The sequence below is a fragment of the Cohnella sp. LGH genome (assembly GCF_017671885.1).
Taxonomy (GTDB): domain Bacteria; phylum Bacillota; class Bacilli; order Paenibacillales; family Paenibacillaceae; genus Cohnella; species Cohnella phaseoli.
On record NZ_CP072117.1, the window covers coordinates 5,476,815 to 5,498,418 of the forward strand.

Here is a 21,604-nt window from a genome sequence, read left to right on the forward strand (position 1 = left end):
CGCTTGATGGCTGCCGGATCAGCAACGTACAGACATATTGTTTTCGCCATGGTGCGCACCGGCATTTTGGGTTACGGGGGAGGGCCTTCGGTCATTCCGCTCATTCGTTACGAAGCGGTCACCCGTTATCGTTGGCTGAACGACGACGAATTCGGCGAGACGCTTGCGCTCGCCAACGCCTTGCCAGGTCCGATCGCGCCGAAGATGGCGGCCTATCTCGGATATAAGCTAAAGGGCTCGATCGGAGCGACCGTCGCTATTCTTGCGCACATCCTTCCGACAAGCCTGGCCGTCATCGCCCTGCTCGGAACGTTGTATTCGCTACAGCATTCGAAGATTGTTGCCGGAATGATCGCGGCCGTCCGCCCGGTCATTTTTGTCATGCTTGCGATGATGGCCTATGAATTTATCGCCAAAGCATGGAAGGGTCTCGGGAAAGCTTTCGCGCTGTTGTTCAGCGCGGCGGCCTTTGCGCTGCTGTTCTTCGCGAACGTGCACCCCGGCATCGTCGTCGTGCTGTTTCTCGGCTACGGAGCTTTCCATCTGACGTTGGTGGAACGTTATCGGCGGCGGAAGGATACATCCGCATGAGTCTCTTAAACGATTTGCTTCAGCTGTTTTGGGGATTTTTTGTCGCGAATTTGCTCGGCTACGGCGGAGGTCCGGCATCCATTCCGCTTATGCAGCAGGAGGTTGTCGATCATTACGGCTGGCTGACGACGGCTCAGTTCGCCGATGTGCTGGCGGTGTCAAACGCGCTGCCCGGTCCGATCGCTACAAAGATCGCCGCCTTCGTCGGGTATCAGGTGGCCGGCTGGATCGGCGCTCTAGTTGCGACGGCTGCCACGGTCGTACCGTCCGCCGTCGCGCTTATCGTGCTGCTGAAAATCCTGAACCGCTACCGCCAATCGTCTGCGGTCAAAGGAATGACGCTGCTCGTCCAGCCCGTCATCGCCGTCATGATGCTGCTGCTCACCTGGGAGATGGGGGAAGTATCGGCGGAATCGATCGGCATCTGGCAGTCGCTCGGCATCGCCGCCGTCGCGCTGCTCGCGATGACTAAATGGCGGATTCATCCCGCCCTTGTCATTGTCGCCGCTTTCCTGTACGGAAGCCTAGTGCTCTCGCATTCGATGTAAGGAAACGAAAAAGACAGATGCAAACGGCTCGAAATTATTGATCCATTCCGGGAGGATGCCATGTTAAACATCGATCCGCTGTATGACCCCTATCCGTCGCGCCGCTCGGCCGTCTATGCCGCTAACGGAATGGTAGCCACCTCTCAGCCGCTTGCCGCACAGGCCGGCCTCGATGTTATGAAGAAGGGGGGCAACGCCATCGATGCGGCGATTGCCGCGGCCGCGGCGCTAACCGTCGTAGAGCCGACTTCCAACGGCATCGGCGGCGACGCCTTCGCGCTCGTCTGGACGCAAGGAAAGCTGCATGGCCTCAATGCAAGCGGTCCCGCTCCGCTGAGCCTGTCCATCGAAGCGCTGAAGAAGGCAGGCGTTGAAGCCATTCCAACCCATGGCTTCATCCCGGTCACCGTGCCGGGCGCTCCCTCCGCTTGGGCCGAGCTAGCCGCCAAATTCGGCAATCTTCCACTGACCGAATCGATACAGCCGGCCGTCGAATACGCCGAGCGCGGCTACCCGCTGTCGCCTGTGCTTGGCAGCTATTGGAGAAGAGCGTTCAACAACTTCAGCGCATCGTTGAAGGGCCCGGAATTCCAACCATGGTTCGATACGTTCGCGCCTAATGGCAGAGCGCCGGAAATCGGCGAGCTTTGGTCTTCTCCCGACCATGCCGCTACGCTGCGTTCGATCGCAGAGTCGAATGGCGAGTCGTTCTATCGCGGCGAGTTGGCCGAGAGGATCGACCGGTTTTCACGTGAGCACGGCGGATATTTGCGCTTGGCCGACCTCGCCGCCTATAAGCCGGAATGGGTCGAGCCCATCGGCGTCAACTATCGCGGCTACGACGTGTGGGAAATTCCGCCGAACGGCGGCGGGCTTGTCGCGCTGCTGGCGCTTAATCTATTGAAGGGCTTTGACTTCTCTGAACGGGATACGGTCGATACGTATCACAAGCAGCTTGAAGCGATGAAGCTCGCGTTTGCCGACGGCGCCCGACATATCGCCGCCCCCCATTCGATGAACGTGCGCGTCGAGGATTTGCTGTCGGACGCCTATGCCGACGAACGCAGACGATTGATCGGACAAACCGCGCAGCTGCCTGAGGCCGGTCAGCCTCCCAAAGGCGGAACCGTCTATCTCTGCACTGCAGACAGCGAAGGCAATATGGTATCTTTCATCCAGAGCAACTACATGGGATTCGGCTCCGGCCTTGTCGTTCCGGGAACGGGCATCGCGCTGCAAAACCGCGGCCACAACTTCACGCTCGACCCTAATCACGCCAACTGCCTGGAGCCGGGGAAAAAGTCTTATCATACGATCATCCCCGGTTTTCTCACTCACGGCGGCCAGCCTGTAGGACCGTTCGGGGTTATGGGCGGTTTTATGCAGCCGCAGGGACACGTGCAGGTCGTGATGAACACGGTCGACTTCCATCTTCATCCTCAAGCTGCACTGGACGCGCCGCGCTGGCAGTGGATGGAACGGAAGACGGTCGAGCTGGAGCATACGACTCCGTCTCATATCGTCGATGCGCTCGCGCGCAAGGGCCACGATGTGAAATGGGCGCTCGGCTCCGGCAGCTTCGGACGCGGCCAAATCATTTGGCGGCTGGACAACGGCGTGCTGGTCGGGGCAACGGAAGCGCGGACGGACATGTCGCTTCCTGGTAAAGCTGCTTCATATGAAAAGAGTCGTATGAAATGATAATCGATAGGGAATGCTGTCGTGCATGTGTCTCCTTAGAACACATGCACTTTTCTTTCTTAATCGTAGGACGTAAAAATAAATAGAGCGACACATTCGCCGCTCTATCTATAAAACTACCGCCGTAACGACACCCGGATTCCAATATCCCTACACCAGCGATTGCTTGGTTGATTGCCTGCTGCTTAATCATAGGAATCCTCATCAAAATCTTTATAGCTAAATGGTTTAGATCCGGTATATCCCCGACTAATAAGCTTATTATAGCCGTTGCTTTTGTTGTAGGACATGCTGCTATTCAGCAAAGGTGCGCTGTTGTAGGCATTGCTGCCGTTCAGCAGAGGCGAGCTGTTGTAGGCGTCGCTACCGTTCAACAGAGGCGAGCTGTTGTAGGCGTTGCTGCCGCCCTGTGCAGTCTCCTTTTTGTAACCCTTGCTGCGTGCTTGAGCTTTACCGCCATCTTTAATAGCAGCGCTATTACTCGCCACCGCACCCCAGACCTCATCAGCTTCGCTTGTCTTCACATTGTTGTCTCCGGCAACGGGCAGGCTGCTCCGGGAGCTGCGCTCGTTGTCATCCACTACCAGCTTTTTGTCGGGAAGATTGGATATCGAGCCATAGCCAAAATATTTCTCCTGCGGCAGGTCTGGAACAGGCGCTGCTTTCTTCCGTTTCGCCAGCAGTTCCTCCATCACACTTGCATGCTTCGACTGCACATCTCCGCGATAATCGTATGCGATGGGATCGTGACGCTTGGTCTTTATAAGCAGTTCTCTAAGCATTTTGTTTTTCTGATCGTGCGCGTCGCGCATACGCTCTTCAGCAGCATCGGGAACATGGTCCGCATACCCGAGCAATTCCAGCGCGGAGACTTGCATGTTCTTCGTGAACGATTGCTTCCCATTCTGCATCTTAGGCATCAGATTGCCGTCAACGTCGCGTCTACGCACTTTTTTCCCCGTCGTCGGATCGACCTTGTCCTCACCTGTTAAATAATCAAATTCGTACTGAAATTCAGGCTTTCCTACAAACTCCACGCCGAGCTGTTCAATCGGAACATTGTTTTTCTCCAGTTGTTGTACGGTCTGCACCATCTGCTTCGAACCCGGCTTGTAATGACCGCTTGCATCGGAAAGCAATTCAACTTGTCCATCGCGAACTTGAAGCTCGCCCGCACCGGCAATGTCATCCCCGGCATTAAAGGTGGAATGATGGATTCTCTCCATTGAAGGGAGCTGCATATTTCGCAGTTCCGCTTGAAGCTGCGGTTTATCCTTCAAATCTTTCAAATCCTGTTTGCGCTGATCATGAACACGCTTGGAGCGATCCGAGTTTTCCTTGACAGCATCCATCGAATGAAATTCGCCCAGAGCGTTCATCGTGAAAATATGCCGATCCGCCTTCGCCCCCACCGTCGACGATTCTAAAGCTCCCATCGTATCCAGCGATTTACCGTCTGTCGCGTTGATCATTTTACCGGACTTATCGAAACCGCGGGCATAGGAGGCTCGCTGGGATTCATTCGCATAGAAGGTCGTCGAATTCAGGTCCACCCCACGAATACCGCCTCCGTACAGCATATCTTTATCAAATTCGGATTCTTTGTTTTTCTCCAGCGCAAAACTCGATCCCGCTCCAGCAGGCTGAAGGGATTGAGCGATCAGCCCGGACAACTCGTCCTTGTTGGCGTTATTCGAGTCATCATCATAATCGTCATCGGAGTCATCGTCAAAATCGTCGGGCTCTTCGTCAAACAAATCCTCTCTCACCCGAGCCGGAAACACCCCTTGCTCCGGTGTAATCGCTCCTACCGCAGAGGAAGGCGATGTGTTGGTCGTCGGTGTCGTACTGCCGCTCTTGCTGCTGCTCTTGCTGTCCCAGTCATCGTCAAAGTCATCATCGTCCGACTCATCGTCGATCAACTCATCATCGTCCTTAAACGGCGTGTATCCCTGCGGCAACGGCTTCGACCCTGAGGATGTCGTGAAACTGCTCTTGGTATTCGAGTTAAAACTCAAATCAACATCGTCCGACTTATCGTCGTCCTTAAACGGCACATAGCCTTTCGGCAGTGGCTTCGACTTTGGCGCTGTCGTTGCACCGCTGCCGAGATTCCAGTCAAAGCTCGAACCGGCATCCTTCGTCTCTCCGGTATCAAACGGCACATAACCCTGCGGCAGTGGCTTCGATTGCAGGGAGTCCGACAACTGCTTCGGCGTTGTTGGGTTCTCGGTCACAGGCTTCGATTCCAGTGTCGGCTTCGTGCGATGTCCGCCGATTTGTGTCTTTATTCGATGCGAGCCAAGGGTGGGCTTTGGCACTGTCGGCACAAACTTCTGCGTCGCCTGATTTCCGATCATCCCCTGCATATCCAACACCTGCTGCGTACGGTGCCCGCCGATTAGAGACTTCGTGCGATGCGAGCCGATAATCGGCTTTTTCGACGGCTTAGCCCCGGTGAAAGGCGCATTCTTCGAAGAGACGGCGTTACTGCGTTCTCTAGGCATGGGATACCCTCCGGTTATCAGTATTCTTGCGGTATCTTTGATCACGATATTTCTAATGAGGAATCTTTAAAACGGCCGCCCTATTGATGTCCTTACGGTCTGGCAGACCGCGAGCGAATTCGGGCGGTCGACCGCTTCATGCAGTCCGGTAGGCGACGCTCGAATGAAACTGCGATCTAATCCACCATACCTAGCGCTTGCAACGTTCGGATAAACACGGTTGCCGCCTGCGCTCGCGTTACTTGACCCTGCGGATCGAACGCATCTTTCGATACCCCCATCATGATCTGCAGTTTGACCATTAGCCGAACGTCTTCTAGGTAGGCTGGATCTACACTTTCGATGTCTTTGAAGTTATCTGCGCCGATCAATTCCGTTGCCGTTGGCAACTTGCCCTGAGCGATGACGGCAGCGAGCATGCTTGCCATTTCTTCGCGAGTCAGCGGTTGATCGGGGTGGAAACTCATGCCGCTCACGATATCAAGCAGACCCAGTTCCTTCGCCTGCGCGACAGCATCGGCGTACCACGCTTCGGGCTTTACATCGACATACGCAGCCGAGCTTGCATCGAAAGCTCCTCTCCCTAACGACCGGACAAGCAGCGTTGCAAACTCCGCTCTAGTCATCTTTTTATCCGGAGCATACTTCTCGTTCCCGATCCCCTCCACAAGCCCTTTCACCGCCGCCAGATCGACGAACGACCTCGCCCAGTGCTGCTCCATATCAGAAAAGCCGACCGTTTTCGATGCTGCGAAATAAACGCTGTTCGTGAAAGATAAAATCGAGATGTAAACTACACCATCCTTCTTCACCTTCTTCGCAGGGACGAATTCGAGCTTGTTGTTCATCTCGTTATAACGAAAAGCACCCCATAATTCCGGCAAATCGGTCGAGTTGTTAGGCATCGGGATCAATCTCGTCAGCGCCTGATTAAACTGACCCGCCGTGCCGATCGTCAGCCCTGTATTCGTATGGACGATATCGATGCGGAAGTCTACAATCTCCCCTAGCACTTTGCCATTCGGCAAGACGCTTGCGATCGCCGCTTGCAAAGTCTTGTCGCCGGACTTGTCTGTTAACGTAATTTTGAAGCTGACATCTTCGGCTTTGAGACGATTTTTTTCAAGCAAGGCACTGAATTCGGGAATCCGCGAGACCAGATTAACAGGTACTTGGTAAATGGCGTACGGCGTTGTGATCTCCAGGTAAAAATCGGCATTCTTGACGGACAAGTCGGTTAAAATACTCGCCGGAACGCTGACATAAGCCGCCCAATCTTTCGGCGTTGCTGCCAGCGTAACGAACGGCTTCTTCGTGTCGATGCGAGCAGGGTCCAGCGTCTGTCCGTTCAAGTCGATGACAGGTCTGCTGATGAATGCACCTCCACCACCGCCTCCGCCGGGTGAAATACCGGAAGCCGCGCGGGTGATGTCGATCTTATAAGTTTTAGTCGCGCCGCCCAGCGTCGTTACGACAAGCGAAATCTCGTTGCTCCCCGCATTTAACGGAAGCGAAAAGGCTGCCGTTCCGCTCGTCATTGCGAAAGGTCCGCTGGTCAGCGTTCCGGTGCTGTTATAGACGCTCACCGTTGTTGCCGCCTTGTCCATATCCGACACTGTCATCGTTACCGTGACGTTGGAGATGGCAGCCCCCACGCTTGCCGTATATTGAATCGTATCCGGGTCGAACGCCGGGCTCAGCGTTCCGCTTGACAGAGATAATCCGCTCAGACTTGCTTGACCGCCGCCGGCAGCTCGCGTCACCGTCACCGTATATATCTTCGTTGCGCCATCCTGCGCCGTCACGACAACCTCGATTTTGTTGTTGCCTTCGCTCAGTGGAAGCGCCGGAGACGCCGTTCCGCTTAGCACGATATGCGGCCCGCCTACCAGCGTCCCGCTGCCGCTATATACGCTGGCCGTTACGGAAGCGTTCGCGGCCTCCGACAATGTCGGCGTTACCGTGATGCTGCTCACGGAATGCCCTACGCTCGCCGTGTAGGTTCCTGCGAACGCTGGCACCAGCGTCCCGCTCGACAGCGTTAAATTACTCAAATCCGCGTTGCTGCTTGCGCCTCTCATCGCCGTCACCGTATATGTCTTCGTAGTTCCATCTTGCGCAGTGACCAGCACGGTAATCGTATTGCTTCCCACAGCAAGTGGCAAAGAAGGAGACGCCGTCCCGCTTGGCACTGCAAACGGACCGCTAACCAGCGTCCCGCCGCCAGCATACAGACTGATCGTAACTGTGGCATGAACCGTATCCGCTACCGTTGGCGTCACCGTGACACTGCTGACTTGATGCCCCACGCTCGTTTTGAACGTTCCCGGCACGAACGACGGAATCAGTTCCCCGTTCGACAGCGTCAAATCGGTCAAGTCTGCATTGCTACTCTCTGCTCGCGTTACCGTTACCATGTAAAGTCTTTTCGTGCCGTTCTCTGCAGTAACCTCTACCTTAATCATGTTGCTCCCAACAACGAGCGGGAGCGGCGCAGAGGCAAAACCGCTATTCACCGGCACTTCGTTCACAGTCACTCCCGCGCTGCCGTCCGCTGTTGTCGGCGTCACTGTAATGCTGCTTACGCTATTCTCGACACTCGCCTCATAATCGGTCGTACCCGCTGCGAACGCCGGACTGAGCGTACCGCTGGACAATAATAATCCGCTTAAATCCGCATTTGCGCTTATCGTTCTCGTTACGTTTATCGTATAAGATTTGGTTGTTGTCCCATTCTGCGCAGTCACAACGATCTCAATCGGGGTGATGCTGCCCATGTTAAGCGAAATCGGCAGGGATGTCGTACCGCTCACAACCGGCGTCCCATTCACCTTCACCGAAGCCATAGCATCCGACAATGTCGGAGTGACCGAAATCTGACTCTGACTGGCAGTCGCCGTATAGGTCGTTGTTGTAGAGATAAATGTCGGGCTTAACGTACCGTTCGACAATGATAACTGACTCAAATTCGCATTACTGCTAACTTCTCTCTTTACAATTATCGTGTACGGTTTCTCTGTTACACCGTCCTCCGCTAAGACCACCAGGTCAATCCGATTATCCCCTACATCCAGATTGATGTCTCCGGACTCGGTTCCGCTTGCGATCCGCTGACCGTTCACCTTTACGGACATCAAGGAATTCGTGGTCGTAGGCGTCACCCGAATACTGCTTATGCCATTTACGACGCTGGCTGTGTAGTCGGTCCTGCCGGGTTCGAACGCCGGGCTGAGCGTACCGCTCGACAGCATTATGTTGCTCAGACTTGCTTCGCTTGAAGGAATATACGGATCTTGTATGCGTATCGCATAGTTGTATGTATCGGCGATGATCAGGTTGCCGGCGCTATCCAGCGTTATTCCAAGCGGCCCATTCAATTCCGCCAGAAGACCCGAGCCCCCATCTCCCGAATAACCCCCTGTCCCGATTCCTGCTATTGTCATGATCGTGCCGCTCGGAATCACTTTTCTGATCCTGTTGTTGTCCGTATCGGAGATATACAGATTTCCGCTGTCGTCTATCGCTACGCCTTCCGGTTCATTCAATTGCGCCTCAACGGCCGAGCCTCCGTCTCCGCCAAAACCATCGGTCAACGACGACCCGGCCACTGTGCTGATGATGCCGATCCCGCTCGAAAAATCTACTTTACGAATCCTGTTATTGTAGGTATCCGCGATATACAGATTCCCGCTGCCGTCCACCGCTATTGCGCTCGGATAGTATAGTCTAGCCTCGACAGCCTTGCCCCCGTCCCCCGAATAACCGCTATCATCCGATCCCGCTACTGTATGGATGTTGCCAGCAGCGTCGATTAGCCGAATTCTATGGTTCGATGTATCGGCGATATAGAGATTCCCGTCGTAAATCGCTACTGCGCTCGGATTGCTTAATGCAGCATCAACGGCCAAGCCGCTATCTCCCGAGTAATCGTTTACTCCCGTTCCTGCTATAGTGGAAATATTGCCGTCCGCGTCTATTTTACGGATTCTATTGTTGTATTTATCAGCAATATATACATTGCCGTCATCGTCCACCGCCACTCCGGTCGGGTTACGAAATTGTGCGCCAAGAGCCGAATTACCGTCTCCTGCATAACCATAGTTTCCATCCCCGGCGACGGTGCTAATTTTCTTGGTTACAGCATTCACTTTCCTGATCTTGTTGTTGCCGGCATCGGCGATATACAGATTTCCGATGCTGTCCATCGCAACGGCTGAGGGGTTCTCTAATTCGGCATCGACGGCTGGTCCCCCGTCGCCTTCGTCGCCATAACTCCCTCCAGCTACGGTGTCAATGATCCCGCCCGTCCCGGCATAGGCCCGCTCGTGTCCGAATGGCAGCCACCCTGCCAACATTCCTAGTGTAAGTATGCAAACTGTAAATTGCGCCATTCTGCGCCGAAATTGGAACTTCATCATCGATCTTTCCTTCCTGATTTCTAAGTAATCGACTCTACAAACGACTATATCATTGGGAGAGAATCGATAATCTTAATGAAATCTTAAAGAACTTGTCCACGAATCAACCGGCTTCTCTTGCTTTGACCACTGGTTAGAAAGATAAAAAACAGCGCACAGATAGAAGGATTCAGCCTGTACGCTGTTGTAGGATCTTAACTCTAATCGAATGAATCAATCAAGCCAAGCACTTGCAGCGTACGAACGAATACTGTGGCCGCTTGCGCTCGTGTTGTTACACCTTTGGGGTCGAAAGCATTCCGGCTCGTACCGGTCATAATCTGAAGCTTCGACATCAGGCGAATGTTCTCCAGATCGGACTCGGCCACGCTTCCGATATCCTTGTAGGCATCCAAGCTTACTTCACTTGACGCAACCGTCGGCTGCTCCAGTCTAATCGCCGCCGCCAGCATGCTTGCCATCTCCTCGCGAGTCAGAGCCTGATTCGGCTTGAAGCTGCTGCCGCTCATGAAACCCAGCAGTCCCAGTTCCTTCGCCGCTGCCACAGCGTTTGAATACCAGACGCCAGCTTTCACGTCGCCATAAGGCGCATTGCCGGCGGTCGATGTACCCCGTCCCAACGCACGGACGAGCATAACGGTAAACTCAGCTCTCGTCACCGCTTTGCCTGGGTCGTACCGTCCGCCTCCTACACCTTCGACAAGACCTTTGGCCGCCGCTAACTCCACATCCGACTTCGCCCAGTGCTTCTGTACATCGGCAAAGCTTACCGCATTTTCCGCAACCGCATAGGCGCTATTGGAGTAAGAACTTATCATCGCGTACCATACGCCATCCAGCTTCACAGCCTTGGCGGGAACAAACTCGAATTCCTTCGCATTGTTGTTATAGCGGAAGGCTCCCCATTGCTTCGGCATAGCCGCCACATTCCTCGGCATCGGGATCAGTCGGGTCAGCGCCTTGCTGAACGGATTCGTCGTCCCGATTGTCTGCCCTGTCTGCGTATTCACGATCTCCAGGTGATAATCGATCATCGCGCCCATCACTTTGCCCTTCGGCAGTCCATTCGCCAACGCAGCTTGCAAGGCCTTGTCGCCGGATTTGTCCGTTAACGTGATCTTAAAGCTGACATCCTCGGCTTTGAGATTGCTCTTCGCCAGCAACTCTTTGAGATTGGGAATCAGCGAAGCCAGTTTAACCGGAATCCGATAGCTCCCGTATGGCGTCTTGATCTCAATCATAAAGGCGGCGTTTTCGCTCTCGAAGCTCGCTAGGATGCTCGCCGGTATGCCGACATAGGCTGTTCCGTTCTTCGGCTCCACTTCCAGCGTGACCGACGGCTTGGTCGGATCGATGCCCGTCGGGTCCAATGATGTGCCGTTGCGATCGATGACCGGTTTATTCATAGTCGGCTCGTTCACAGACGGCGCAGAACCTCCACCGCCGCCACTGCTGCTATTTTTGGTGAACGTCGCGGATAATACGCCGCTATCGCTCATCCCTGTCTTGACCGCAATCGCCCTTAGCGTTACGGTAGCGGTCAATTGGATTGGGGCGGTATACAGCAAGCTTCCTGGCGTCGGCGTCGTGCCGTCCGTCGTATAGTAAATGTTCGCGCCCGGCGTTGCCGAGGACAAAGTGACTTGCTGACTACCGATGAAGGAGCCGCCCCCCGGCGACGCTGTCGGCGTTTGTACTTGAAGCAGCGGTAGGGTCAGGCTATCGCTTGCGGCCGGGCTGGCATTATAGCCGGGCCTTGCCGCCATGCGCTTATACCCTGTCACCGTTGCTCCGAATGCAAGACCCGACTTCGTATTGCCGCCGCCCCATGCGATGCCGTCAAAACTATATTCCGCACCTGACGTCGCCGGAATCGTCACCGTATAACTCTCGTCGTTCACCCGTTCGTACGTAAGAGCAAAAGCAGACGGAGCGCTCTGATTCCGGTTTGCCGTACTGACAATCGCGCTGGCGAAGTCGGAAGCGTTATAAGTAACCGTCTCCGCCAGACGGATATACAGCGTTACGTCCTCGGCGCTGCTTGAAATGTAGGTATTTACCGCACTGTAACCCCCGTTATCGAACCGATACTCCGCACCCGCAACCGGTGCGATCGTCACGGTTTTGGGAAAATCGCTTTCGCTTACAGTGTAGTCCAGTGACGGAGCAGGGCGTCCGTCCAGCTTGGCAAAGACGACTGCGTCACTCTCTCCCGCCGCACCCGCATTATAGTTAGCGGTTTCCTTAATACGAGCATAGAAGGTGTGACTGCTTCCCGGTGCAATGCCTGCAAACGTATTACCGGTCTGCCATGCGTCGTTGTCCATCCGATACTCCGCGCCGGGGATAAGGTCTACCGTGAAGGTGTAGGTGCTGCCGCTTACGGCGGAGCTTCCGGTTACGTCTGTCGGTGCGGAAGGCCCTGCGGCTTTATGGATAGCGAAAACAATCTCCCTCATCCCCGCAAAATTGCCTATTCCATTCATAGTCACAGTAGCGCTGCTTCCTGCATCTGTGTTGTGCGCGTCGGACAACGTATAATCCAGGCCCTTTATCAGTGTATTGCCGTCAAAAGCAACGGTTAACGCCGGTTGAATCGGGCTGCCGGTATAGGCATAGTTCCCCGTAATCTGAACGGAAGCGTGCGCAATATCCCGAATGATGAGGTGCAGCCCTCCTTCTCCGGACTGGGCGCCTCCGACATTTCTAAGCACGGGCAGCTTGCCGTCGTCAATCGTCCACACCGATTCATCCCATCCGCTGCCGTCCCAATTGCTCGCCGTCGTCCAGAAGGAAGAGGCGTTAATCTGCGGAAGGGCGATGTCCGCTCCGTCTAATTCGTCCGCGCCTGTATTGCTCCATTCGCCGGATATTCCGCTGAAGGCTGCGTTGCCGGATAAAACCGCGCCGGCTTCCCTGCTTCCCGCGATGCGTCCGCCTGCGCTAACAGCCGCGCTGACTCCGGCGTTCAGCGCGGCGCAATTTTTCAGCATCGTCTGATACCCCAAATTCCCTACCACGCCGCCGACGTAGGTGCTGCCGCTGATCTGGCCGGTTGCGTAGCAGTTTTGCAAAGTACTGGCGCCCTGCGCCTCCCCGATCAAGCCGCCCACATCGTCTGCGCCGCTGACGTTTGCGGTGCTGTAGCAGTTCTGGACTGTGCCCGAGTCGACATATCCCGCAACACCGCCGACACGGTCTGCGCCGCTGATCTGGCTGGTGACGAAGCAGCTTTGCACCGTGCTGCCGCTGATCTGTCCTGCAATGCCGCCAGTATAGGAGCCACCGACGATATTCGCGTCCGCTACACTAAGGTCATACACTGCGGCGGAGCTAATCATCCCGAACAGCCCTTGAAAATCGCTGCTTGAGCGGTTGATGACCAGCCCGGTAACCACCTTGCCTCCGCCGTCAAAATTGCCCTTAAACGGTGCAACGTTCGTTCCGATAGGCATCCAGCCTGAGCCGTTAGCGTAACCGGACAGGTTGAGATCGTTCATCAGCTTATAGGTTTTTCCCGCATCCGCATAGGGAGCGGTTCCCGCGTTCACGAGCTCGGCAAGCCGTGCCAGTTCCTCCGCTGTGCGAATCTGGTAAGGAGCTCCGACTGTGCCGTCGCCCACAAACTCCGCGCCGTCCTTGTCTACGAGATGGACGGGCATCTCTATCGCCGCGCCGAACAGACCGGGCAGCTTCCCGTTTTCGTAGGTCCACGCCGGAGCGTTCCCGAACAACGCTTCAAAAAAGCCCGCAACGCCGATATCCGCAGCAGTTCTGCTTTCCCCGTCAAAACCGTCTGAATAGTCATCGTTCCACGTACCGGGTATGCCGATAAATGCCGCATTGTCGTCAAGATCGCCGCCCATGGAATCTCCCGTAACACGCCCGACGTCCATGCTGCCATTTACCGAGATGTTCAGCGCGGCGCAGTTGCGCAACGTACCGTATATCGATCCTGCTAGGCCGCCGACGCTAAAGATGCCGCTGACACTGTTGGCCGCGTAACAGTTCCGCAATGTGCCAAGGTCCGTCGTATGTCCCGTCACTCCGCCGATATCGCTATTGCCGTTGACGCTGCCGAAGGCGTAGCTGTTTTTCACCGTTCCGTCCACATACCCGGCAATGCCGCCGATATAGTTCCCCGTCCCGCTGACACTGGCGGAGACATAGCAGTTTTGCACCGTTCCATTCGGCGCAGCTGCGGTTTCGTCAACATATCCGGCTATACCGCCGATGGTATTGACGCCTTTGACACTGCCGGTAACATAGCAATTTTGCACGTTCCCGACAACATTACCGGCTACGCCGCCAACATAGCGTTTGCCAACGATATTCACATTCGTCACGCCAAGATTTTGTACGTTTCCGCCCGAACCGACGGCTCCGAACAAACCTTGGTCATCGCTGCTAGGGCGATTGATAACCAGCCCGGCGATTATGTGGCTACCGCCGTCAAATTTGCCCTTGAACGGCCTGGCATCCGTTCCTATGGGCGTCCATCCCGTCCCGGCAGCATACCCGGAGAGATCAAGGTCATCCATTAACTCGTAGTATTTATTCGCGTTGGTATAGGGGGCCGTTCCCGCGTTCACGAGCTCGGCAAGGCGTGCCAGTTCCGCTGCTGTGCGAATCTGGTAGGGAACTCCGACTGTGCCGTCGCCCACAAACTCCGCGCCCCCCTTGTCTACGATGTGGGCAGGCATGTTCACCGCCGTACCGAACAAACCGGGCAGTTTGCCGCTCTCGTAAGTCCATGCCGGATCGTGGGCGAACCAAGCTTCGAAGAAACCCGCCGCACTGATTTCGGCGGCGAGTTTACTTTCCCCGTCCACGCTGTTCGCACCGGGATTGCTCCATATACCGGGTATACTGTTAAATGCCGAGTTGCCGAAAAGAGTATACCCGCCGCTTGCCTGTCCCAGCACGCGCCCAATAGCGGTATTTCCCGTAATGCCAAGGTTCAGCGCGGCAGAGTTTCTTAGCGTGCCGCCGTCCATGCTTCCTGCAATGCCGCCGATCTTGCCGGAAGCCGTTATACCGCTGACGCTGCCGGCGGCGTAGCCGTTTTCCATTATGCTGCCGGGCAGAAGCGCTCCCGCAATGCCTCCGACATCGTCTTTGCCTCTGACGCTGGCGGTAGAATAGCCGTTACTAATCGTGCCGCGAACGCCGCCCGCCATGCCGCCGACATAGCTGTCGCCAAGGACGCTGCCGGTCGTATAACAGTTCTGTACTCTGCCATGGACTTGACCCGCTAATATACCAGCAAAGCTGGAAATGCCATTTTGCACGTTAATATGCGCATGGACCACGCCCAGATTTTGCACGATACCGCTCACGCCGATCTGTCCGAACAGCCCCTGGTCCGTACCGCCGTGTCGGTTAATGGTCAGCCCGGCGATTATGTGGCCGTCTCCGTCGAAGATGCTCTTAAACGGCTGTGCACTTGTTCCAATCGGCAACCAACCCTCGCCAGTTGCGTACCCGGATAAATCGATGTCGTTAGCCAGCTTGAGGGAAACTGTCGCAGCCAAATCGTTGAGCAGGAAGGTTTCCAGTCTGCCTGCATTTACGAGCACGGCAACCTCGGCAAGCTGCGCCGCCGTGGTGATTTCTACCGGGCTTGCTTCTGTACCGCTGCCAACGATGCGCGCCGCCATCCCGCCTGCGTTCGGCGGTATGTAAACCGTAATGCGGGGCGCCTCCACTCCCGCTGCCATCCCAAAGCTCCCATCGGGAACAGCCGTGAACACATACAATCCCTGCGCCGGAAAATTGGCATCGTAAGTGCGGTCCGCCTGCCAGATCACCGGTATAGAGGTTTGTTTCCCTTCCAGGATGCCGGAAAGGGTATCGGGAAGCTCGGGTACGGACGTATTTTGCCATCGCAGCTCATCGGGAAGCTCGTTAAATGCCGCAACTCCGCCTCCAACGCTTATCCCGTCAGGATACGCTTGCGCTGTCGCCGCAGCCGGCATCATTCCCAGCACCAAGACGATGGACAATGCCACCGCCAACAATCGCCTGATTCGTATGTATGGATTCATCTACGTTCCTCCGATTCTTCTCTATCAGACTTCTCTAAGTCAAAATTATACTCACTGCCTCTCTATAAAAATCTTAATGAAATCTTAAAGGATTCGAAGTCGGCGCCCTGAAAAAAACAAATCCCGAAAAAATCGTGCTATGATCAAGCTAACTCAAATTTCTGGACGGTGGCGACCCTACAATGGAACAAATACTCGTAGTGGATGACGATCCGCAAATCCGCGAAGTAATCCGTACCCATATTGAACAATCGGGCATGAGCGTCCTTGAAGCCGAATCCGGACGTCAAGCGATTGAACGACTGGAAGCGGAACGCATAGATGTCATTATTCTGGATCTCATGATGGACGATCGCGACGGGTTCGAGGTGCTGCGCTACTTGAACGCCCGCCGACTCGACACCTTGACGATCGTCGTCAGCGCCAGAAGACAGGAGCAAGACAAGATCGACACCCTGGGCCTGGGAGCCGACGATTATATGACGAAACCTTTTAGCCCAATGGAATTAATGGCCCGTATTCGCGCCGTTCTGCGCAGACGATACCCGGTCTCCAATCATCCCTCTCTGGTCATCCGCTTAAATCATCTGATTCTGGAGGTCGACAACTATTCGCTGCTCGTCGATAACGAGAAAATTCCGCTGACTTATGTGGAATGCGGTCTCATGCAGCTCTTCATGCAAAATCCCGACAAAGTCATGACGAAGCTCGAAATCTATCAACAGGTGTGGCAGCATGAGCGCTATGACGACAACAATCTGAGTGTATATATGAGCCGGCTGCGCAAGCATTTGGAACGGGCGCAGTCCACCTGGGAAATTCAAACGGTTCGCGGCGTTGGCTACCGGTTGACTGGAGCCGGAATATGAAGCTGCGCACGAAGCTATGGCTGCTGCTTGTCGTGAGTACCGCTATGAGTATGGTTCTGTTCGGCTACAGCTCGGTCTGGATCGGAAAAGCCGTGAATAAGGGCTACGCTCTGTTCCAGCTTAATCCGCTGGCGCAATCTATCGTGGACTCGATCGAGGATGGACCTGAATTCGGAGAAGATACGCTGAAACGAATTTTGGATAACGCCCATGAGGAGCATCCCGCTATTCGATGGCTGTGGCTGAATGATCAGGGTCAATCTATCTATGATACGGCAGGGATCAATCCGACCTTATCCTTCAAGGACTTGGCCGTACTGATGCAGCAAATGCCCCGGAGGTTTTTGACGGATGACGACGTTCATATTCTTACGCCGGCAACGAGAGACGGGAAATCGTATTTCTTGCTCCTCAGCATTCCGGCTTCCGAGATGAAACAAGGCGAAGTGTATTTTATGGTTCGTACGTATAAATCGTTGCTAACGCTCGTCGTTCCGATCATTCTTTCGTTTTCGTTGCCTTTTTTATTGGCCATCTGGTTGTTTACCTCTATTAATAAAAGAATCCGCAAGCTCAATCATGCCCTGAATCAACTGAATATCCAGAGCGATTCCCCGGTAGTACAATTAGTGGATTCCTCCAAGGACGAGTTGGGCCAGCTTACTCAGCATTATAACTCCATGGCGCATCGAATCCGCTCCCAATTCGCGGAAATTCAGCAGTTCGAGAGCAAGCGCAAACTGCTGCTGTCCAATCTGTCGCACGATCTGCGAACGCCTCTGACGACGATGCTCGGCTGCGCCGAAATGATACGTACCGGCAATTATAAGGATCAGCAAGAATTACAGAGCAGAGCCAAAATCATTCTTCAACGCTGCAGATATATGGACAAGCTGCTGGATCAGATGCTGGACATTTCCCGTCAGGATGCGGACGATCTGACCATTCGCTTGGCCGAGCACAATCTGTCCGAGATCGTTCGCAAAATCGCGGTCGAATATATCATGATCCTCGACGGCGATCAGGTTCATCTCGATGTCGAAGCCCCGGATGAGGATATTCATCTCCCCGTTGACGCTTCTCTTATCGAAAGGGCCCTGCGAAATATTTTGGACAATGCGATTCGATACGGAAAAGATGGACGATATCTCGGCATTCAGCTGACGGCGGACGAGCATTCCGTGAATATTATCGTGCAGGATCGGGGTAAGGGGATCCCTGCTGAGCATCATGCGTATATTTTCGATCGTTTTTATCGGGTGGACAGCGGAAGGAAGGGCGAAGGATTGGGGATCGGCCTAGCTATTGTCAAGGACATCGTCGAAGCCCACCAGGGCAGCGTGGAGATGAGCAGCATTCCGAATGTGGAAACCGTATTCCGGATCTCTCTGCCTCGACTTAACCTCCCGCAATAAGCAGCAAAGCGAGATTACGCCAACGCCGCTGGCTGTAATCTCGCTTGTTTTATTTCCTTGCCGCAGATAGCAGCTCCAGCCACATCAACCGCAAAGACCCTGCTGTGCAACGAACAGTCAGAGCATGGTCGCCCGGCCCCGCAGCGCCCAACTCGATGTCGCCGTAATCCCGCCAATTTCCACCTCGCGCTTCCACGCTTCCCAGCGTTTGCCCGTTCAGTGCCGCCTCCAGCTTTCCGCCCCCACCGACCGCCTGCAGCTTAAAACGGACGGCCAGTTCCTCCTGCGGCTTGCTATCGTCTCCGATAAAATCGTAGACGAACCAATCGCCGGCCGACATCTCTACGCAGAGCCATTGGTCCGGCTGCCACTCCTCGCCGCCGCCATGCGCAAACGTTGCAGCCGTCCGCTCGCTGTCGACAAATCGGATCGCAGTGCGATCCCCCGTGCGGAAGCCCACGCCTGCGGCAGTCTGTTTCGCTCCCGATTCGGCGGCAGCGCGTCCGAAGCTGACCCCCTCTCCCTTATAGCCGTAGAAAACTGCCGGAATGCGCACCGGAGCCCGGCGCAGCAGCGACCGCACGACCTCCGGCCTGTACTCGCAATCGGTCAAACGCATATTGTCCAAATAGCTCCACAAAATGCGCTCAGCCGTCTCGGCGGACGGCTTGGCTCCGCCCTGCAAGTAATCGACCAGCAGCCCCCAGCCCTCCGGTATGCGGATCGAGCAGGGCGAATTGGTCGTGCCGAGCTTTTTCCAAGTCCAGAAATTCCACGAAATGTCGTGATCCTCGAACAGCCGAAAAGCTCCCGCATACCACTCCTTATTATTTTCGCCGCCCTCGCCCATAAAAATCGGCACATTCCACTTGTCGCGAAGCTCCAAATACCGAGCGATGCTTTCCGTATCGGGATTGTTCCAATACTTATGGAATTGCAGCAGCACATTGTCGTCCAGCGGCTCATCGCCGAACGCCCGCTCGAAGATCGACCAGTCCGTCGACCAATGCACGCCTTCCAGAATGATCATATGCCGTGAGTCCACCTCGCGAATAGCCCGTACGATCTCTCGATACAGCGGCATCACTTTGCCGTACAGCGACGAAAACCATTCGGGCAGCGGCTCATTCAGCAGATCGTACCCGGCCACGATCCACTCGTCCTTATAGCGGTCGGCCAGCATACTCCACAGGTCTATGGTTTGCCGCCAGTTTGCCTCCAGCGTAAACAATTCCGGACGGTCGAACTCCGAATCGTCGATGTTCGCTCCGGTTTGCCCCCCGGGAGCGCCGTGCAAATCCAAAACCACATAAAGCCGGTACGTCCGGCACCAGTCGATCACACGGTCGATCAGCTTGAGCCGCTCCTCGCGATAGATCGGCGCGTCGCCGCCCGTCGCTCCCGTCCCGGCCAACAGAAACCGGGCGTTAATCGGCAGCCGCACCGAATTAAACCCATCCTCGGCAATTCGGGCGATATCCTCTTCCGCGACATAACGATTATAATAGCTGTCCCAGAATAGCTCCGCCTTCTCCCTGCCGATCAGCCTTTCGATCATAGCCTCAATGCGACGGGGACGATCGCCCTCCTTCGGAAACTTCCACATATACCCTTCCGGCAGCAGCCAACTGCCGAATCCGACGCCGCGCAGCAGCAGCTCCTCGCCCGCGCCGTTGCGCAGCTTGCGGCCGTCCGCCCTTACAAATCCCGTTACTTCCTGCTTCCTTCTCTGCGACACAGGAACGTCTCCCCCCATCGATAATCGAGTCTATCAAGCTTTAATAGCCCCTTCGGCTATGCCGTGCAAAATATATTTCTGAAGTGCGAGATAAAGCGCGATAACCGGCAGCATGGCCAGCACGAGCGATGCCAAAATCGCCGACCAGTCGTTGTTGTATTCCCCGAACAGCATGTTGGTCGACAGCAGCAAGGTGTAGCTTTTATAGTCCGTCAAAATCAGCAGCGGCAGCAGGAAGTCGTTCCACATCCACAGCGTGTTCAAAATGGCGATTGTCGCCGTAATCGGCAGCAGCAGAGGCAAAATCACCGTGAAAAACAACCTAAATTCGCCGCAGCCGTCAATCACCGCCGCTTCGTCCAACTCCTTGGGCACCGACTTCACAAACCCGTGATACAGAAACACAGCTACCGCTACGCCCAGTCCGATATACAGCAGGCCGAGCCCGACCGCCGAGCCTTGAAGCCGCAGCTCCTTGCTGATTTTGACCAATGTGATCATAATCGAATGAAAAGGGATCAGCGTGGACATGACCAATAGTCCGAACAGAAAGCCGCTCAGCTTGCCGGGCGTCCGCGACAGCTTGTAGCCGGCCATCGATGCAAACAGAATAATGCCCGCCAGTCCCACCGCAACTACCACAAATGTATTCCATAGGCTGCGAAAATAGTTTATTTTCCGAAACGCGTCGGCATAATTGCCGACCTCTAGCGACGAAGGCAGCGCCAAAATATTCGTCAGCATCTCGCCTTGCGTCTTAACGGAGTTAAGCAAAGCCATATAGATCGGAAACAGCGTAACAACTGCCGCCGCCAGCAAAAACAGCAAAGCGGTCCACGAGCCGAGACGTCCGCCCAACCGATTCATGCCTGCACCTCCCGCCGCTTCATGATCGCCAGCTGAATGATCGTAATGACGACAACGATGCCGAACAGAATCATCGCTTTGGCGCTGGCATAACCGTAACGGTTGCTGAAGCTGAACGCCTCTTCGAAAATATTGAGCGCGATCACCTGCGTCGCCCGCCCCGGACCGCCGCCCGTCAGCGAATACACCGCATCGAACGCCTTGAATGAAGCGTTCAATGTCAAGAACACGCCAATCGTCAGCGCCGGATAGATCATCGGCAGCGTGACATGGCGAAATATCGCCAAGGGGCCGGCTCCGTCCATCGCCGCCGCTTCCTTTAAATGCTGCGGAACGCCCTGCAGAGCCGCGATATAGATGACCATCAAGTACCCGACGCCGCCCCACAGCGACAGCGCGAGAATCGCAAAGAAGGAATAGCGCGGATCGCCGATCCAGGATTGATCCAGCAGCCGCCAGCCCGTCTGGTCGGCCAAATACGGAAACACGCGCGTAAAAATAAACATCCACATAAACCCGCCGATAATGAGGCTCAGCATGTTGGGCATAAAAAAGATCGTCCGGAACCATACCTTGCTCCGCCCCATCGCCTCCACCAGCACCGCCAGCAAAATCGCCAGCGCGTTCTGCAGCACCAGCATGTACAGCACGAACTTGGCCGTAAACGCCAGCGATTTCAGAAAAAAGCGGTCGCTCATCGCTTCAATGTAATTGGCCAACCCCACCATGCGATAGGCGGGGTTCAGTCCGTTCCAATCGGTCAAGCTGTACGCGATGCCCCCGAAAGCGGGGGCAAGCGTAAAGGCGATGTAGAATAGGAGCGCGGGAAAAACGAAGGCTAGCAGCATGGCGTGTTTTTTCCATGATCTCGTTGTTGCCATTGTATTCACTCCCGATATCCGG

The 21,604-nt window shown here is 55.1% G+C and carries 11 protein-coding genes; 5 read left to right on the forward strand and 6 right to left on the reverse strand.

From position 1 onward, the window contains the following. Positions 1–6: 6 nt before the first annotated feature. The 3 genes from J4772_RS23385 to J4772_RS23395 are packed head-to-tail and all read left to right on the forward strand — an operon-like array spanning position 7 to position 2,840. Positions 7–591 carry a chromate efflux transporter ChrB gene (locus J4772_RS23385; RefSeq protein WP_209071608.1) on the forward strand — a complete coding sequence of 195 codons (585 nt, stop codon included), beginning with the start codon at positions 7–9 and terminating at the stop codon, positions 589–591. Next, complete coding sequence (locus tag J4772_RS23390; protein ID WP_116064982.1) at positions 588–1,139, forward strand: chromate efflux transporter ChrA; 552 nt, start codon at positions 588–590, stop codon at positions 1,137–1,139. Before J4772_RS23385 ends, J4772_RS23390 begins: the two co-directional genes overlap by 4 nt. A gap of 60 nt (positions 1,140–1,199) precedes the next feature. Then, positions 1,200–2,840 carry a gamma-glutamyltransferase family protein gene (locus J4772_RS23395; RefSeq protein ID WP_209071609.1) on the forward strand — a complete coding sequence of 547 codons (1,641 nt, stop codon included), beginning with the start codon at positions 1,200–1,202 and terminating at the stop codon, positions 2,838–2,840. 185 nt (positions 2,841–3,025) lie between these two features. Here the strand turns inward: J4772_RS23395 and J4772_RS23400 are convergent, their stop codons facing one another. The 3 genes from J4772_RS23400 to J4772_RS23410 form a co-directional block, all read right to left on the reverse strand. After that, the gene (locus tag J4772_RS23400; RefSeq protein WP_209071610.1) at positions 3,026–5,347 is read right to left on the reverse strand and encodes a hypothetical protein; all 2,322 of its coding nucleotides are present in this window, start codon (positions 5,345–5,347) and stop codon (positions 3,026–3,028) included. 176 nt (positions 5,348–5,523) lie between these two features. After that, positions 5,524–9,765, reverse strand: a complete 4,242-nt coding sequence (locus J4772_RS23405) for a cadherin-like beta sandwich domain-containing protein (protein ID WP_209071611.1) — start codon at positions 9,763–9,765, stop codon at positions 5,524–5,526. Between the two features lie 200 nt (positions 9,766–9,965). After that, entirely contained in the window at positions 9,966–15,812 is a 5,847-nt protein-coding gene (locus J4772_RS23410; RefSeq protein WP_209071612.1) for an S-layer homology domain-containing protein, read from the reverse strand. Positions 15,813–15,994: 182 nt separating this feature from the next. On the opposite strand from J4772_RS23410, the gene J4772_RS23415 reads away from it, so the two are divergent. Beyond that, positions 15,995–16,681, forward strand: coding sequence for a response regulator transcription factor (locus tag J4772_RS23415; protein WP_209071613.1), 687 nt, complete (start codon positions 15,995–15,997; stop codon positions 16,679–16,681). Then, on the forward strand, positions 16,678–18,096 hold the full coding sequence (locus J4772_RS23420) for a sensor histidine kinase (protein ID WP_209071614.1): 1,419 nt from the start codon (positions 16,678–16,680) through the stop codon (positions 18,094–18,096). The genes J4772_RS23415 and J4772_RS23420 overlap by 4 nt, the downstream gene beginning before the upstream one ends. Positions 18,097–18,145: 49 nt before the next feature. Here J4772_RS23420 and J4772_RS23425 read toward each other — a convergent pair whose 3' ends face one another. The 3 genes from J4772_RS23425 to J4772_RS23435 are packed head-to-tail and all read right to left on the reverse strand — an operon-like array spanning position 18,146 to position 21,582. Next, positions 18,146–19,834 (reverse strand): glycoside hydrolase family 5 protein, encoded by a 1,689-nt coding sequence (locus tag J4772_RS23425; RefSeq protein WP_247740826.1) that lies wholly within the window; start codon positions 19,832–19,834, stop codon positions 18,146–18,148. Positions 19,835–19,867: 33 nt separating this feature from the next. Further along, on the reverse strand, positions 19,868–20,701 hold the full coding sequence (locus J4772_RS23430) for a carbohydrate ABC transporter permease (RefSeq protein WP_209071616.1): 834 nt from the start codon (positions 20,699–20,701) through the stop codon (positions 19,868–19,870). Beyond that, a complete protein-coding gene (locus J4772_RS23435) occupies positions 20,698–21,582 on the reverse strand; it encodes a carbohydrate ABC transporter permease (protein ID WP_209071617.1) in 885 nt (294 codons plus the stop codon). Before J4772_RS23435 ends, J4772_RS23430 begins: the two co-directional genes overlap by 4 nt. Positions 21,583–21,604 lie beyond the last annotated feature (22 nt).